The organism is Bryocella sp. (assembly GCF_058498515.1).
In genome coordinates this window covers 25,909-40,031 of the sequence record NZ_JBMHYI010000047.1, presented here as the reverse complement: position 1 = coordinate 40,031, position 14,123 = coordinate 25,909, and the positions used below count along the sequence as shown (strand labels likewise).

Annotated in this window: 10 protein-coding genes; 7 read left to right on the top strand and 3 right to left on the bottom strand. The window is 62.5% G+C overall.

All coding sequences use genetic code 11. From position 1 onward, the window contains the following. Nucleotides 1-9: 9 nt before the first annotated feature. The 5 genes from AC5E6W_RS13490 to AC5E6W_RS13470 all read left to right on the top strand — a co-directional run bounded on the left by AC5E6W_RS13490 (nucleotide 10) and on the right by AC5E6W_RS13470 (nucleotide 5,760). On the top strand, nucleotides 10-228 hold the full coding sequence (locus tag AC5E6W_RS13490; RefSeq protein ID WP_491752835.1) for a type II toxin-antitoxin system HicB family antitoxin: 219 nt from the start codon (nucleotides 10-12) through the stop codon (nucleotides 226-228). Further along, nucleotides 225-464, top strand: coding sequence for a type II toxin-antitoxin system HicA family toxin (locus tag AC5E6W_RS13485; RefSeq protein ID WP_491752834.1), 240 nt, complete (start codon nucleotides 225-227; stop codon nucleotides 462-464). Before AC5E6W_RS13490 ends, AC5E6W_RS13485 begins: the two co-directional genes overlap by 4 nt. Further along, nucleotides 464-1,327, top strand: coding sequence for a prephenate dehydrogenase (locus AC5E6W_RS13480; RefSeq protein ID WP_491752833.1), 864 nt, complete (start codon nucleotides 464-466; stop codon nucleotides 1,325-1,327). Before AC5E6W_RS13485 ends, AC5E6W_RS13480 begins: the two co-directional genes overlap by 1 nt. A 262-nt stretch (nucleotides 1,328-1,589) precedes the next feature. Beyond that, complete coding sequence (locus AC5E6W_RS13475) at nucleotides 1,590-1,991, top strand: DUF2237 family protein (RefSeq protein WP_491752832.1); 402 nt, start codon at nucleotides 1,590-1,592, stop codon at nucleotides 1,989-1,991. A gap of 316 nt (nucleotides 1,992-2,307) precedes the next feature. After that, nucleotides 2,308-5,760: a TonB-dependent receptor gene (locus tag AC5E6W_RS13470; RefSeq protein ID WP_491752831.1), complete on the top strand. Its 3,453-nt coding sequence runs from the start codon at nucleotides 2,308-2,310 to the stop codon at nucleotides 5,758-5,760. A gap of 170 nt (nucleotides 5,761-5,930) precedes the next feature. On the opposite strand, the gene AC5E6W_RS13465 is transcribed toward AC5E6W_RS13470, so the two are convergent. Beyond that, the gene (locus AC5E6W_RS13465; protein ID WP_491752830.1) at nucleotides 5,931-7,136 is read right to left on the bottom strand and encodes a S1C family serine protease; all 1,206 of its coding nucleotides are present in this window, start codon (nucleotides 7,134-7,136) and stop codon (nucleotides 5,931-5,933) included. Nucleotides 7,137-7,261: 125 nt separating this feature from the next. Further along, on the bottom strand, nucleotides 7,262-8,371 hold the full coding sequence (gene ada, locus AC5E6W_RS13460) for a bifunctional DNA-binding transcriptional regulator/O6-methylguanine-DNA methyltransferase Ada (RefSeq protein ID WP_491752829.1): 1,110 nt from the start codon (nucleotides 8,369-8,371) through the stop codon (nucleotides 7,262-7,264). 207 nt (nucleotides 8,372-8,578) lie between these two features. Here ada and AC5E6W_RS13455 point away from each other — a divergent pair, with 207 nt between their 5' ends. Together AC5E6W_RS13455 and AC5E6W_RS13450 are read left to right on the top strand one after the other, a co-directional pair. Then, nucleotides 8,579-10,018: a C45 family autoproteolytic acyltransferase/hydrolase gene (locus AC5E6W_RS13455; RefSeq protein ID WP_491752828.1), complete on the top strand. Its 1,440-nt coding sequence runs from the start codon at nucleotides 8,579-8,581 to the stop codon at nucleotides 10,016-10,018. A gap of 171 nt (nucleotides 10,019-10,189) precedes the next feature. Then, the gene (locus tag AC5E6W_RS13450; protein ID WP_491752827.1) at nucleotides 10,190-13,063 is read left to right on the top strand and encodes a TonB-dependent receptor; all 2,874 of its coding nucleotides are present in this window, start codon (nucleotides 10,190-10,192) and stop codon (nucleotides 13,061-13,063) included. A 27-nt stretch (nucleotides 13,064-13,090) separates the two neighbouring features. On the opposite strand, the gene AC5E6W_RS13445 is transcribed toward AC5E6W_RS13450, so the two are convergent. Further along, nucleotides 13,091-13,990: a transglutaminase-like domain-containing protein gene (locus AC5E6W_RS13445; protein ID WP_491752826.1), complete on the bottom strand. Its 900-nt coding sequence runs from the start codon at nucleotides 13,988-13,990 to the stop codon at nucleotides 13,091-13,093. Nucleotides 13,991-14,123: the final 133 nt, after the last annotated feature.

Below are 14,123 nucleotides of genomic sequence, written 5' to 3'. Positions count from 1 at the left end.
ATGATTGCTATGAGAGAGCTCGTCTTCGAAGTGACAGAAGAACCGGAGGGCGGTTACAGCGCCGAGGCCGTCGGCGAGAGCATCTTCACGCAAGGGGACACCTGGGAAGAGCTTCGAGAAAATGTGCTCGACGCGACGAAGGCGCATTTCTTCGATGCCCCCGCCGACGAGCGGGCTTCCACGGTCCGCCTCATGCTGCGCAAGAATGAGGTTCTCGCCGTCGCGTGAAGACTCCTCGCAACATCTTCGGCGCCGACCTTGCGGATCACTTGGTTCGGCACTGGGAGTACACCATCGTCCATCAGACTGGTAGCCATATCGTCCTTAGAACACAAACTCCTGCTGGACACACGATCTCAGTACCTGCGCATAAGCCTCTGAAGGTTGGAACGCTCAACGGCATCGTGCGCTCCGTCGCTGAGCATAAATGTATCCCTCGCCGTGATGTGTTGAGGAACCTCTGATGGCCCGCATTCTCATCCTCGGCACCGGCCTCATCGGCGCGTCCCTTGGGCTGGCGCTAAAGAGTCTCGCGTCGTTCGAGGGCGAAGTGATCGGCTGGGACGCCAATCCCTCCGAGTCTGCCAAGGCGCTTGAGATTGGCGCACTCGATCGCGTGCTCGCTTCCAGCGACGAAGCCCTCCAGCCCAACGCCGCCGACATCTACGTGCTCGCCACGCCCGTGCTTCCCATCCTCGACTGGATGAAGCGCCTCGCACCCGTCCTCGGCGAACACCAGCTCGTCACCGACGTCGGCAGCACCAAGCTGACGGTCTGCGAGCTTGCAGCAACGCTCTACAACGGGCCCGGCCGCGGGCGATTTCTGCCCGGGCACCCGATGGCCGGCAAGGAGTCCGGCGGCGCAGCGTTGGCGGAAGCGGAACTCTTTCGCGGCGCGACCTGGCTGTTCGTGCCCCTTGGCGACGAAGGCCCACTCCAGCAGGTCTGGAGAAGGTGGGTTGCCGAGATCGGCTCGACCGTCCGCGACATTGGCCCCGCCACACATGACATCACCTGCGCCTGGGTCTCGCATCTGCCGCAAATGCTCTCGACCGCCCTCGCAGCCATGCTGCAGGATCAGTTTGCCGAAGACCCCGAAGGCATGGCCGCCGTCCAGGCCATCGGAGGCCGTGCGCTGCGCGAGACCACACGCCTCGGCTCTAGCCCCTACAGCATGTGGCGTGACATCGCGATGACCAACACGGACAACATCGCCGCCACGCTGCTGGCCCTAGAGCAGCGCCTCGCCCACTTGCGCGAAAACCTCCGCACGCCGGAACTGCGCGATGAGTTCGCCATCGCCAACCGTTTCCGCGCGAAAGTCTAACGCCAGTCGCAAAGGCGGGTTCCTGAGCTTCACACTTGGAGCGCGAGAGCAGACTCAGGTAGCATCAAACCATCGGAGTTCCATCGGAGGATTTGCATGGGTCACGAGGCCGACAAGAAGCTTTGGCTGGATAAGAACTGGATGTTTCTGCTGATCGCGTTTGGCATCAGCTGTGTTCTCGGCATTATCTTTTTCCAGCCGCACTTTTAGGGTATTTCGCCGCATCTCCGGCGCTCGCGCCGCTGTGCGGCCAGGATTCATCATGGAAGCCACCAGGCAGCCAATCTCAACGCAGAAGAACGTGCTCGGTCAGCCGCTGGAGCAGTGCGGCTCCGACCCCGTAACGGGCTTCTACCGCGACTGCTTCTGCAACACCGGTGCCGCCGACGTGGGCATGCATACCGTCTGCTGCGTCGTCACGCAGGAGTTTCTGGAAGCCTCTGCCCGGCTCGGCAACGACCTTATCACCCCGGCTCCGCAGTTTGGATTTCCCGGCCTCAAGCCCGGCGACCGCTGGTGCGTATGCGCCGCTCGTTGGCTGCAGGTGCAACGTGCCGGCGCGGCCTGCCCCGTGGTGCTCGAAGCGACCCACGAAGCGACCCTCGAGGTCGTCCCCTTCGAGATCCTGCTGCAGTTCGCGGTAATTCCTAAGACGCTGCAGTAACTCTCCTCGCAGTCCGACGCTCCCGATCGCCCCCCCAGGCAGACAGGTTGGCATTCAGCCCGTTCCCGAACTCCGGAACGACCGGAACTGTCGATTCCGCAAGTTCTCCGCTTGTTTTTTGCAGTTGAATCAAAAGCCGGACAATCTTCGTCTCATGCGGTCTGTTCCTTCTTGACACAGCCCTCTCACGTCGGCGAAGCTCTTAACTAATCACTAAATCGCATTTACCTGCCGAAGCGAACTTTCGACTTCGGCAGTAATGTTTTGGCTTTCGCCTTTGCAGTCTTACGCCAGTTTCACAGGAGTCCCTCCAACTATGTCCCTATCTTTCACGAAACGACTGCGCGCGGTTCTGCCGGCGTTGACGCTGGCTGCTGTAGCCACGTTCGCCGCCCACGCCCAGACTTCCGGTAACGGCAATATCGTCGGCACCGTCACTGACCCCTCGGGCGCTGTGGTGCCCAATGCCAGCGTGACCGTCAAGAACATCGACACAGGTATCGTCCGCAGCCTCACCACGGACTCGGCCGGTATCTACACCGCGAGCTTTCTGATCCCCGGCCGCTACGAAGTCATCATCTCTGCGCCGTCGTTTGGAACCCTGGACCGCAAGAACCTCCAGCTGACCGTTGGTCAGATCCTCACCATCGACGCGAAGCTGACCACGAGCTCGGTCTCGACCGCAGTCGACGTCACCGCGGACACCCCGATCCTGGACACCGAGAAGACCGAAGTCTCGCAGACCTTCGATCCCGTGCTTCTGCAGAATCTTCCCGTTGCGACCCGCAACTGGAGCGCATTCGTCCTCAACACCCCGAACGTGGTGCAGGACGGCGGCTCCGGCCTCGTGAGCTTCCACGGCATCAGCGGCCTCTACAACCAGAACTATGTGGACGGCTCGAACAACAACCAGATGCTGTTCTCCGAAGCCCGCGGCCGTTCTTCGGGCGCACCGTACGTATACTCGATCGACTCGATCAAGGAGTTCCAGGCCGAAACCTCGAACTACTCCGTCGAGTTCGGCCAGGCCGCCGGCGGTCAGGTCAACGCCATCACCAAGTCGGGCACCAATGCCATCCACGGCGACCTGTTCTACATGCTCCGCTACCCGGATTTGAATGCTCTCGATCCGTACAACAAGTTCCAGGCGCTGCACAACGGCGGCAACCCGTTCCTGCTGACCCAGCCCACCCACCAGCAGCAACAGTTTGGCGGCTCGGTCGGCGGACCCATCATCAAGGACCGCCTCTTCTACTTCTTCACTTATGACGGGTTCCGTCGCGTCGGCAAGGCCCTCTACACTGACGCCAACACGATCTCCACAACACCGGTTACGGCTACGGTCAGCGCCAATTCTTATGCCCTCACCAGCGTAGTGAGCCCGGCGCAATGCCCCATCGCCGGCAATACGATCTACGGCTACAACGGAACCACCGGCATCACCCCCACGCAGTGCCTTGCGGGCATCAACTTTCTCCTGGCCAACGCCATTGGAGCTCCCTCACGCTTCCAGAAGGAAAATCTCTTCTTCCCGCGGGTGGACTATCACCTCGACAAGCGCAATGACCTCTTTGTCGACTTCAACTTTGTCGACTTCGATTCGACCTACGGTTACAACACGGCCAACACCTTCTCCAACAGCTCGCCCTCGACCAACGGTCCCACCAGCTATCACGAGCGCTTCCTCGTAGGCGGCCTCACCACCCAGATCGGCAAGGCTTCGGTCAACCAGATCCACGCCCAGTGGGGCCGTGATCTCGAGACTGCGGGCGCCAATGCCTCCGGCCCCTCGGTCGGCATGGGTGTCGCGACCTACGGTATGCCCAACGCTCTGCCGCGTATCGCCGAGCCCGATGAGCATCGCATCCAGTTCACCGATGTCTTCTCCACCACCATCGGCCATCACACCTTCAAGTTCGGTGGTGACCTCAACTTCGTCCACGAAGTCATGATCAACCTCTTCCAGGGCGGCGGTATCTACTCCTACGGCGGCAATAGCTCCACGCAGAACTTCCAGTCGTGGCTGCTGGACTCCTACGCCGGACAGCCCGGCGACACCGATCCCTACGCCGGCTATCACTACTCGACCCTGGTGCAGACCGTCGATCAGGTGAATACAGCAGCTGGCACCCAAGGTAAGGACGACTTCTGGATGAAGATGTACGACGGCTTCGCCGAGGACTCCTGGAAGATCAGCCCGAAGTTCCAGATCGTGGCCGGTGTCCGCTATGACATCCAGGTCACGCCTCCTCCCGGACTGGTTAACAACCTGTTCGCTCCCCTGTCCACCAAGTACACCCAGACCATCAAGAACACCAGCCGCGTCCAGCCGCGCGTTGGCTTCAGCTGGTCTCCCTACACCGGAACCGTTGTTCGCGGTGGATATGGACTTTTCTCAGCTCTCAACCAGGGCAGCACCTACTACGCGGATCGCGTGGAAAACGGCGTCGTCCAACTGAACTACAACTACGGCGGTTGCAGCTACGTCGGTACAACGACCCCGACCCAGAACTGCTCTTCGGTTCCTGCCGCAGGCAGCAAGCTGCTCTTCCCCAACCTTCCCTTCCAGCCCACGGGTCCGTCACTGTCCACCGCGCTCCATCCCGCCGGCAGCAACGCTCCGGCAGTTACCGCTCTCGGTGCGACCCCGTCGTACAGCTTCCACGGCCTGGATCCCAACTTCGTTCCGCCCTACGCGCACGAAGCGGACTTGTCGGTTGAGCAGGCTCTGCCCGGCAAAATGTCGCTCTCGGTCGGCTGGGTCGCGACGCGCGGTATGCGCCTTCCCGTTTTCCTTGACGCCAACCTCGTTGGACAAACCCCGCACGGCATCCGCTCCTACGCCGTCGAAGACGCGAACAACAACGTAACCAGCGTCCTCACTGTCCCGGTCTATCTGCAATCGGATCGCATCAATACGTCACTGTCCAGCTTCAACACCGGCTTCTCAGTGGCGAATACCTGGTACAACTCGTTGGCGGCAACCGTGCGCCGGCCCTTCTCCAACGGCCTCGAAGCCATCCTGAATTACACCTGGGCGCACGCCAGCGACACTAATCAGGTGGAAGGATCGAGCGGAACGTTCTACGGTGGCAACACGGTCCTGGATCCCAACAATGTCCGCGGCGAGAACGGTCTTTCGGATATCGACATCCGTAACCGCTTCACGCTCACCATGGTCTATCAACCCCACCTCTTCGAGAACAACAAGATCGTCAAGTACGCTCTCGATGAGTGGACGTTCTCCGGCTCGGAGATTGCCTCTGGCGGCCAGCCGATCTTTGCCAGCATGAGCGGTACGGTCTACTCGGGCAATACCGTGGCGTCTAGCTACGGCGACCTGGGCAATATCTATGGCGGCGCCATGAGCTCCAGCTCCGGCAGCGCAACCACCGGCCGTCCTCCGCAGATTGGACGCAACAGCCTCATCGGACCCGGCTTCAATGACTTCGATGCCCGCCTGTCGCGCAACATCCCCATCTACGAGAAGATCTACCTGCAGTTCTCGGCAGATGCCTTCAACCTGCTCAATCACAAGATTGTCACCGGTGTTCAGGGTCAGTACTCCACCTACATCAGCGGTGTAGGCAACACGTCCGGCACAACGGCGAAGTGCGTTGCAACCACGATCCCGACAGGGTCTGTGGAGCAAGGTTGCATCGTTCCCTCCACCGCAACAGGCCTATCGACGTTCGGCGCTGTCTCCGGCACCAATAACGGCCTCTACACGGCCCGCCAGATGCAGTTCTCGGCGAAGCTGTTCTTCTAACCTCCACACAGCAATAAGACGGCCCGGACGAGCAATCGTCCGGGCCGTTCTACGTCTGCGAACAACATCGCCGTGGAGGCAGCGCAATCACCGCAGTACCTCGTCCAATGCTGTTCTGCTGTTCTGCTGTTCTGCTGTTCTGCTGTTCTGCTGTTCTGCTGTTCTGCTGTCTAAGTGCTATGCCCGCTCAGCACCTCACGCGCCTCGCTCAGTGTCACCTTGGTCTCCACCTTCTGTCTCCCGCGGAAGACGGTCAGCGTCACCGTATCGCCCGCGCGGTGCGAGTTCATCGCCGCCTGCAGATCCTGCGGTGACTCGATCGCCTGGCCATCGAAGCCCACAATCAGATCTCCGCCCAGCATCACGATCGTGTTGCCCATGATCGCCCGCTGCATGCCGCCGCGCAGTCCGGCCTTGTCCGCAGCGCCTCCCGGCAGCACGCGTTCGATCAGGATGCCGTTATCCGCAGGCAGCCCAATCTGCGCCGCAAGATCCGGGCCGATCGGCAGCGTTACGATATCCAGCGAAGGCCGCCTCGCACGGCCATACTTCGCAAAGTCCTCCAGCACCGCCTTCGCGGTTGACATGGGGATGGCAAAGCCAATGCCAGCCGACTGCTCCGCGCCGCCATTGGGGTTGGAGGCAATCATCGTCGTCACGCCAATCACCTCGCCGCGCGAGTTCAGCAGCGGCCCGCCCGAGTTCCCCGGGTTCACGCTCGCATCCGTCTGGATCGCATCCTCGATCTTGTTGCCCGAGGGCATCGCCACCGACCGGATCGCCGAGATGATGCCGCTGGTCATCGTGCCCGAAAAGCCAAACGGGTTGCCGATCGCGTACACCTTCTGGCCCACCATCAGGTTGTGCGATTCCGCCAGCACCGCCGGCTGCAGGTCGGGCACTCCCTTGATCTGCAGCAACGCCAGGTCATGGTTCGAGTCCACACCCACCACCGTGGCCTTGTACTTCTTCTTGTTCCACAGCGTCACCTCGACGGTCTGCGCGCCCTCGATGACGTGGTTGTTCGTCAGGATGTGGCCGTCCTTGTCGATGATGAAGCCCGAACCCTGGCCCTCCTCGGGCACAGGCCGCAGGAAGAAGTCGCAGCACGCCACCTGCACGCTGGTGATGTTCACCACCGAGGGCGTGCCACGCTTGTACACGGCGATGTTCTGCTGCTCCTCGCTGTCGAACTCCGGCGCGGCAGAAGCCTCGGTGAGGGAGAAGCTGCCCAGCGGGCCGGCCACCGCGTTGGTCACCGTGCCGTTGCCGTGGTGCACCAGCCCGGCCAGCGCACCGCTGGGCCACAGCCGCGTGGAGAGGTAGTAGAAGACGCTGAGGATCACGAGTACAAGCAGAACAGGGCGAAGCTTCATCGGGGAGGGACCCTCACGCGCCGTGCGCGCTAGAGATTGGCGCGCAGGCTGCGCACGCTACAGATTGTAGCTGCGGCGCGCAGTCCCTTGCCTCCCCGGCCGTGCGCGACGGAGCCGAATCGCCCTCACTCGTCCCGTTCCATCGCCAGCAGCTTCCGCTTGCGCTCCTTGCCCCAGCGATAGCCCGTCAGCTCGCCCGTTGCCCCCACCACGCGGTGGCACGGCACCACCACGGCCAGCGGATTCGCTCCGCAAGCCGTGCCCACGGCCCGCACCGCCTTCGGAGATCCAATCGCCTCAGCCACCTGCGCGTACGTTCGAGTCTCGCCCCGCGGGATCGCCAGCAGCGCCTGCCACACCCTTTGCTGGAACGCCGTCGCGCGCACGTGGAAGGGAAGCGTCGCCGCCGTGGGCGACTCGCTGAGTCGCGCGAGCACCGTCGCCAGTGCATCCTGCAGCGCCGCATCGTCATGGATCAACGTCGCCTGCGGCAGGCGCTCGCGAAGCTCGGCAATCGCACCAGCATCGTCGTCGGCAAACAGCACCGCGCACAACCCACGCTCGGTAGCAGCCACCAGCACGCGGCCCAGTTGCGAATCACTTAGCGCATAGCGAACCGTCTCGCCCGCGCCGCCGGCCTTCATCGCCGTGGGGCTCATCCCCAGCGTGGCGTCGACCGACTCATACACCCGGCTCGCCGAACCGAAGCCCGCGTCATACACCGCCTCCGTCACGCTGCGCTCCCCGCTCTGCAGCGTGTCGCGCAGCAGCTCGCGTCGCTGTTCCCGCGCATACTCCGCAGGAGTCACTCCCAGCACGCGCTGAAAGCTCCGCAGCAGCGCAAAGCGGCTCAGCCCAACCTTCGTTGCCAGCTCGTCGAGCGAAAACGCCTCGCCGCCGCTGCTGGAAAGAAGCTTCGCCGCAAGCTTCACCTCTGCCGCATGAGGATCCTCCTTCGCTCCCTCGCGCTTTGGCTCGCAACGCTGGCAGGCGCGGAAGCCCGCAGCCTCTGCATCGCTGGTCGACGCGAAGAAGCGAACATTCTCCCGCAGCGGCCTGCGGCTCGGACAGGTTGGCCGGCAGAAGATACCAGTGGAAGAAACGGCATAGACAAAGCTGCCCTCTGCGCCCGCATCGCGGGCCAGCACCTGCTGCCAGGCGCGGTCTTCATCGGGCGAGATCTGTCGAGGATTGGGCATCGTCAGCAGGTGAGGGAAGAGGATCGCGGTCGCCATACCCAGTATCCTGCGCGAGCCCACGCCGCGCCACACTCCGCCCCTTGCACTCAAAGTAGGTGCGTTAAACAAAGTAGGTGCATTCAAAGTTACTAGCGGGCCCACTCGCCTCCACATGAACTCCACACGAACTCCAGAAGCCCCCGGATATACTTCGGGCACGCTGCTCAGCTTTGCCCCGGCGCCTCGCGCCCTTGAGGTTCTCTCATGCGACTCCCGCTCGTTTTCGCCGTCGGTGTCCTCTGCCTCGTTTCGCTTACCTCTCGCGCTGATAAAACCTCAATCGACGACGCGCGCCTCAAGGGCGGCTACACCTTCCAGCACGATGGCTGGACCTACGTGCACCTCCAGGGCACGCCCGAGCAGGTCGGCTTCCAGCATGGCTATCTCCTCGCCCGCCAAATCGAGGACAACGTGAACGTCTATAAGGTCGAAGCTCCACATGAGTATCAGCGCGACTGGACCTTCTTCCGCGAAGCCGGCCGCACCGTGCTCTGGCCGCATCTCGATGCCGAGTACAAGGACGAGCTCAAGGGTATCGCCGCCGGCCTCAAGGCCCACGGCTCCAGCCTCGACCTCTGGGACCTCGTCGCGCTCAACGGCGATATCGAAATCGGCGGCTACTACATCCCCACGCTCAACAAGAAGGAGAACAAGCCCAATCCTCCCGCAGCCACAGCTCCGGGCAAGTGCAGCGCCTTCATCGCAACAGGTTCAGCCACGAAAGACGGCAAGATCGTCATCGCGCACTCCAACTGGTCAAGCTACGCCGAAGGCGAGCGCTGGACCGTCGTCTTCGATATCCAGCCGCAGCACGGCAATCGCATCCTGATGGATGGCCTTCCAGGCGTCATCACCAGCCAGGACGACTTCGGCGTCAACTCCTCCGGCATCATGATGACCGAGACCACGCTGCCCATGGCCGCTGGCTTCGATGCGAAGGGCATCGCAGAGTTCGATCGCTCGCGCAAGGCGCTGCAGTATGCCAACACGATCGATGACTACGCGGCCATCATGCGTAAGGGCAACAACGGCGGCTATGCTAACTCCTGGCTCGTCGGCGATCGTAAGACCGGCGAGATCGCCTATCTCGAGCTCGGCCTCAAGCACACCCCGCTCACCCGCCGCAAGGATGGCTACTTCGTTAGCTCCAACTTCGCAGCCGATCCCGAGCTGGTCCGCGACGACACGCCAGGCTTCGACCCGAAGGACCTCACCAGCAGCATGAACGCCCGCCGCGTTCGCGCCGAAGAGTTCATGCAGCAGCACCACGGCAAGCTCGACGCCACGCTCGCCGAGGCATTCCTCTCCGACCACTACGACAGCTACGAGAAGAAGATCGGCATCGGCAAGCGCAGTCTCTGTGGGCACGAGGAACTCTCTGCCGAGGGCGAGAAGGTCTGGGGCAATCCTCCTTACTCCGCGTCAGGCGCCGTCACCGGCGAGGTGATGGACGATGCCATGGCCGCGAAGATGACCATGGTCGTGCGCGCCGGCCATCCTTGCGGCGACGACTTCCTCGCCGCGCCATTCTTCGCCGCGCATCCCGAGTTCGCCTGGCAGAAGCCCATCCTGCATGACATGAAGGCCGGTCCCTGGGCGGAGTTCTCCATCAATGCAAAGGCGCCTTCGGCCACCGCCGATTGATCGAGCGCCGCGTTCACGGAAAAGAAATGCGAGCGCAAAATAAACCCGAGCGCTTGGGAACCGGGCAGAGGATTCGCCCGTAAAAAGACTTATTCATCGGACTAACGTGTGACGGGCACTGAGGTCTAAGCAGGAAGCAACGAGCTTCCAGAAACGGTGCCTGGACCACCTATGAACCTCCCCACGCGTCTTCCCCGCGCGCTGCTGCTGGTGTGTGCCTTCTCCTGCCACTTTCCGCCGCCTGCACCAGCGCAGACGGCCAAGCCCCCAGTCCTGGCCTCTGCTCTGCCCGCAGCCGCGGCCAAGCTCCCCGTACTCTCCGGCGATGTCCTCGACGCGACCGGCGCAGCGATTCCCAACGCGTCGATCCATCTCCACTCCGATCAGGCTGATGCCGATGCAGTCTCCGACGCTCTCGGTCACTTCAGCATCGCGGTCGTCCCCGGCACGTACTCGCTGACGGTCTCAATGGATGGCTTCCGCACCTTGAATCGCAGCAACATCGTCATTGCCGCCGGCCGCAACACCACGCTCTCGCTCAAGCTCCTCGCGGCTTCGGATCAGGAGGTCGAAGTCGATGCCTCGCAAGCAGCGGACACATCCTCCGACGCCAACCGCTCCGCGCTGGTCTTCAAGAACGAGCAGCTCGACACCTTCTCCGACGATCCCAACGTGATGGAGCAGCAGCTCGAATCCATGTCCGGCGGCGATCCCAGCAATCCTCCGCAGCTCTACGTCGATGGCTTCTCCGGTGGACAGATGCCGCCCAAGGATGAGATCCGCGAGATCCGCATCAACCAGAATCCGTTCTCCTCGGCCTATGACCAGTTCGGCATGGGGCGCATCGAGATCTTCACCAAGCCCGGCGCCAGCAAGCTGCACGGCAATCTCGACACAGACTGGGGCGACTCCGCGTTCAACTCGCGCAATCCCTACATCGTCGGCAACCTGCCCGCGTATGACACCCAGAACCTCTTCGGCTCGCTCACCGGCCCCATCAACAAGAGCACCTCGTTCTATCTCAACGTCCTCGTACAGAACACCAACAGCAACGCCAGCATCAACGCCACCACGGTCGATCCCTCCACGCTGCTGCCCGTGCAGGTCACGCAGGCCGTGCCCACGCAGAACCACTGGCAGAGCTATCGTGAGCGCATCGACCACCAGTTCGGCAAGAAGGACACCTTCATCGGCCGCTATCAGTTCAACAACACCTCCACGATCAACAGCGGCGTAGGCCAGCTCGTCCTCGCGGAGGCAGGAACCAGCAGCACCATACACCGGCAGATCCTGCAGCTCTCGGACACACACATCTTCAACGCACACGTCGTGCTCGATTCAGCACTGCAATACATCCGCACCGTGACGAACCAGAGCCCCAACTCCACCGCGCCCAGCGTCACCGTGCAGGGCTCCTTCACCGGCGGCGGAGCGCAGTCCCAGGAAACCCACGACCACCAGGACCAGTGGGAGGTGCAGCAGTACTTCTCCATCTCCGAAGGCAAGCACTTCATCCGCGCCGGCATGCGCTTCCGCGACTCCCGCGATGCCAACTTCTCCAACGCAAATTACAACGGCCAGTTCACCTTTCCGGACATCGCCACCTACACCCAAGCCCTTGCTGCCCTTGGCTCCAACAGCAGTGTGACGGGTCTCCTCCCCGCCGCCCGGCCCACGCTCTTCCAGTACGCCAAGGGCACAGCCGCCGCGGAGCTCTCCACCGCCGACTTCGGCTTCTTCGCCGAAGACGAGTGGAAAGCCTCCAAGAACCTCACGCTGAACTACGGCTTGCGCCTCGAGTCGCAAACCGCCATCCCCGACAGCTTCGATCCCGCCCCGCGCCTCGGCTTCGCCTATGCCATCACCAGGCCCAAAGCCAAAGCGCCGTTGGCCGTCGTGCGCGGAGGCTTCGGTCTCTTCTACAACCGCTTCCCCGCAGGCAATCTGCTCCAGTCCCTGCGCCAGAACGGCGTCACGCAGACCACCTACAATCTCTCGGCTGCCAGCTCCACCGACCCCAGCCCGGTGAACTTCTACTTCACCAACCTCGCTGCCGGTGCGGACTCTGTGAAGAATCTCAACGCCAGCACCTCAACGCCCTACCGCATCGCGCCCAATCTTACCTCGCCCGTCACGTACCAGGGCATGATCTCGGCCGAGCACGCTTTCGGCAAGTATGGAAGCCTCAACGTCTCCTACTACCGCCGCCGCAGCATCCACCAGTTCGACTCCGAGAACATCAACGCTCCCGAGCCCGGCACAGGTGTCCGCCCGATGGGAGGCACGCAAAACATCTACCAGTACTCGTCCGACGGCATCTCCGACGGCCACTCGTTCAGCATCAACGGCAACCTCAACATCGGCTCCAGGCTCAATGCCTGGGGCTTCTATGGCCACGGCGATCAGAGGAGCGACACCGGCAGCTTCGCGAGCTCCAGCTTCGTCTCCAACTCCTACAATGTGCGCCAGGACTATGGCCCCATCACAGGCTACTCGCCGCACCAGCTCTACACCGGCTTCAATGCGCATCCCGGCCTGGGTTTCAATGTGAACATGTTCCTCGCCGTCCGCTCGCGCTCTTACTTCAACATCACCACGGGCTCGGACAACAACGGCGACACCATCTACAACGACCGCCCGTCGTTCGCCACCAGTGCGACCCCGGCGGCTTCACTGCGTCAGACGCCCTGGGGCAACTTCGACATCGCGCCCCAGCCCGGCGAAACCATCATCCCCTTCAACGCATTCAGGGCGCCGGGTGTGGTCTATACGGAGGCCAGCATCTCTCGCGACTTTCGCTTCGGCCCGCGTCCTGCGCCGCCCGCGGTCAAGGCCGGAGAAAAGCCCCCCAAGCCTGGGGATCCCAAATACCGCCTGCGCTTCGGGGTCGAGGCCGACAACCTCTTCAACCACGTCAATCGCGCCGCACCCGTGGGCGTCCTGACCTCGCCTTACTTTGGGAAGTCCATCGCCATCGGCAACAACTTCGGCGGAAACCCTTCCGCCAATCGCAATATCACCCTGCACGCCGGTTTCAATTTCTGAGGTTCGGCTCGTTGGACGAACCGCCCGCTACAACGCCGCCGGAGCAATCGCCGGAGGAGGCGCGCCCGGAGCCACAATAATGCGCCCCTCCGCGTCCAGCTCGTTGCTCTCCACGTAGAAGTGCTTCAGGTCCGCGCGCCCAAAGCTCGTCGTGATCGCCACATCCGCCGCATCGCGACCGACAGCCATCAGCACCCGCCCCAGGCGCGGCTGGTTGTGGCGCGCGTCCATGTTCCACCACCGGCCGTCCAGCCAGATCTGGTACCACGCGCTGTAATCCCCAATGCCCGAGTAGGGTATGCGAATATCTCCGAGCTGCCCCGTCACATAGCGCGCCGGAATATTCATCGCGCGCGTCAGCGTCACCGCCAGGTGCTGGAAGTCGCGGCACACGCCGATGCGCTCCGTGAAGACATCCATCGCCGTCTTGGTCGGCCGCGCCGTCTTGTAGTCGAAGGCCACATGCGTGTGCACCCAGTCGCGGATCGCCGCGGCCAGCGCCCAGCCCGTGCCCATGTGCGAGAACAGGTCCTGCGCAATCGCGCCAAACTGATCCACCTGGCAGTAGCGGCTGGAGAGCAGAAACTGCAGCGTCTCCGCCGGAAGATCCTGCACCGGAGTCGCCAGCAGCCCGAAGCCCTGCAGGTCTGGCATCTCGGACGACTGAAGAATGTTTTTGCCGCTCAGCCGGATCGCTCCCGCCGGCGCAAAGAAGCGCGAGCAGCGATTACCAAAGCTGTCCAGGTACTCGTTCACGGCAAGCTCACGCGCGGCGTCGCCCTCGCTGGAGGGGCCAATGTGTTCCACGAGGATGCGGTCGTCCGTGACCAGCATCGGCTCGATGGACGGATGCACATGCAGCAGCGCGATCATCGCGGTCGCATGAGGAAGATGAAATTGAATATCGAACTCGGATTGAATCAGCACAAAAATACCCCTGCGCTCACAACGGAGCACTCTTCAGTGAGATGCGAAATCAGCGGGGTCATGGGGATCCATCCTACGGAATCGCCGCTTTCCCTCAACTATTGCGAACGCGAAGCTCCCGTTGAGCACCAAC